Origin of the sequence: Afipia felis ATCC 53690 (assembly GCF_000314735.2) — a bacterium.
In the GTDB taxonomy this organism is placed as follows: Bacteria; Pseudomonadota; Alphaproteobacteria; order Rhizobiales; family Xanthobacteraceae; genus Afipia; species Afipia felis.
Genome location: NZ_KB375279.1, coordinates 1 through 2,144 on the forward strand (window position 1 = coordinate 1; position 2,144 = coordinate 2,144).

The window sequence follows — 2,144 nt, forward strand, 5'->3', positions numbered from 1 at the left end:
CAGCGTCGTCGGTACGCAGATCACAGACCTGTTGACCGACAAGCTCGGCGTCCGCCTGTATGTCAGCACCTTCGCATTCGCAACCGCTTTGGCCGCAACCTTCGCGGTGTGGTACGGATTTGAAAGAACGCTGTCGATCCATACAATCGTGACGACGCGACGCGAGCTATTCTATTGGCTCGCGATCCTCTTCACTTTTGCGCTGGGCACGGCGGCCGGCGACCTTGCGACCGAAGCGCTCGGTCTTGGCTTTAATCTGGGGGTGGTAGCCTTCGGCGCGCTGATCGCGGCCATTACACTGGCGTATCGTTTCGGTGCCAATCCGGTTCTCACCTTCTGGCTGGCTTACATCTTGACGCGCCCGCTTGGAGCGTCGCTGGGCGACCTTCTGTCCCAGTCGCGGGAGTACGGCGGGCTTGGACTTGGCACCGTGTATACCAGCATGGCCTTTCTCGTCGTTATCGTCGGGCTCGTGATCTTCCTGAGCGTGGAAGCCGGGAAGCCTGCAGATCCAATGCTGGCCGAAGACAAGGTGTGAGCCCGTACATGGCGAATCGTCCCCGCCGGGCAGGATCAATCGCAATCAACGTTTCCACAAAATCAGAAGATCAGCGATGACCACGCATAGACAAGCGGGTATGGCAATCATGCTAATGATAGTAGGCGCCGCCGCTCTGGCGGGAGGAGGTCGGATCCCCGTGAGCCTCTTCGCCACTACGAAGGCCGAGGCCGCCGCGGCCTCGAAGCTCGGGGACCTCTCGAAATTCCAAACGATCGCGGCTGACACCAAGGCGCTTGCGGACAAGGGCGATCTGGCGGGGGCAAAGACACGCATCAAGGATCTCGAAATGACATGGGATGAGGCGGAGGGCGGGCTTAAGTCGCGCGCGGCGGCTGATTGGCACGTACTCGATAAGGCCATCGACCGTGCGCTCCAAGCCTTGCGTGCGAGTGTACCTGATCCTGCGGCTTGCAAGCAGGCGCTGGCTGATCTTCTCGCGGTAATGGACGGTATGAGCGGTAAGACCTCACGCTAAGCCGCCAGTCTCGTTCGATCAACGACCTATCGTGGGCAAGCGTTTGGCTTTGTTGTTTGACACAACCGCGCCGCCGTCGCCGCAACAAGCTGCATCGGATATGGCCATGGAAGACAAACGAGAGCATGAACGCAGGCGAGTGCTGAAGGGAGGGAAAATAGTATTTAACGGCGGTCGCTCCGCAATCGATTGCACCATCAGGAATTTGTCAGCCGGTGGCGCCACTCTTCAGGTCGAAAGCCCGCTCGGCATTCCCGACACATTCGAGTTGGTTGTGCATCCAGACAACATCATAAAAAGCTGTCGGATGGCCTGGAAAAAGGAAAACCTGATCGGAGTCGCGTTCCAAAAGACAAGTTAGCCTGCTGCTGTCAAATACCCAGTAACCCCGTCCGCAAACACCTGTTTACCCCAGAGAACACGATGAATGAGATCGAAAAGTCGGCCTTCAGTAAAGTCCCGCCGGACGCCTGCGTCGACGCTGACCGCGATGCGCGGGAAGCTCACGTGCGGGAACAGAGAGACCGGGAGTCGCAGGATGCATTATTGTCGAACGCCGACTTCAGCGTCGCGGGCATTCCCGCCCGCACATTGCCGACATCCTCGGGCTCAACGCCGAGCAGCACCGCTAAGGCGTCCGCGTCGGCCAGCCCGTATTGCGCGAACCTCAGCGACTTCAAATGCCCGCTTGGTACCGATTTCGGATCCCTCCCGCGATCGTTCCGACGCTTTGCTGAGCGTCTGTGCGCGCGGCGAGGTAATCTCCCAGCCCCATCGCGATCGCGCCAGCAGCAATCTCCGTGCGCGCAGTAAGATGACCAACTGATGCCGAAGCGCTACGTTCTCGGCTTCAAGCCGCAACGTCGACTTGAATGGCGAGGTCGGACGGCCAGAACCAAACACAGCAGCCCGATCATTTCGCCACCACGCAAATGCCGACCTTCGGAAATGTTCGAAACAGCCATTTGCGGTGGCGTACATGAGGACGCCTAGCGCCGCGCTCACTCAGAGCGACTTGTCGCGATGCTCAATCCTGCGGGCCAATGCGTCGGCAAGTCCAATCGTCGGTTTAGCCTCGGGACGGCGGAACGTGCCGGCGGTGGCCTT

General features: G+C 59.6%; 3 protein-coding genes and 1 pseudogene. 3 read left to right on the forward strand and 1 reads right to left on the reverse strand.

The window, feature by feature from the left end; genetic code table 11:
* The 3 genes from HMPREF9697_RS20060 to HMPREF9697_RS20070 all read left to right on the forward strand — a co-directional run.
* Positions 1–538: COG4705 family protein (locus HMPREF9697_RS20060; protein ID WP_002719102.1), on the forward strand; the 538-nt coding region annotated here is incomplete at its 5' end.
* A gap of 160 nt (positions 539–698) precedes the next feature.
* Entirely contained in the window at positions 699–1,037 is a 339-nt protein-coding gene (locus HMPREF9697_RS20065) for a histidine kinase (protein ID WP_244487347.1), read from the forward strand.
* Between the two features lie 31 nt (positions 1,038–1,068).
* On the forward strand, positions 1,069–1,398 hold the full coding sequence (locus HMPREF9697_RS20070; protein ID WP_347329915.1) for a PilZ domain-containing protein: 330 nt from the start codon (positions 1,069–1,071) through the stop codon (positions 1,396–1,398).
* A 644-nt stretch (positions 1,399–2,042) separates the two neighbouring features.
* On the opposite strand, the pseudogene HMPREF9697_RS21605 reads toward HMPREF9697_RS20070, so the two are convergent.
* Positions 2,043–2,144: pseudogene (locus HMPREF9697_RS21605) on the reverse strand (aspartate/glutamate racemase family protein); the annotation flags it as partial.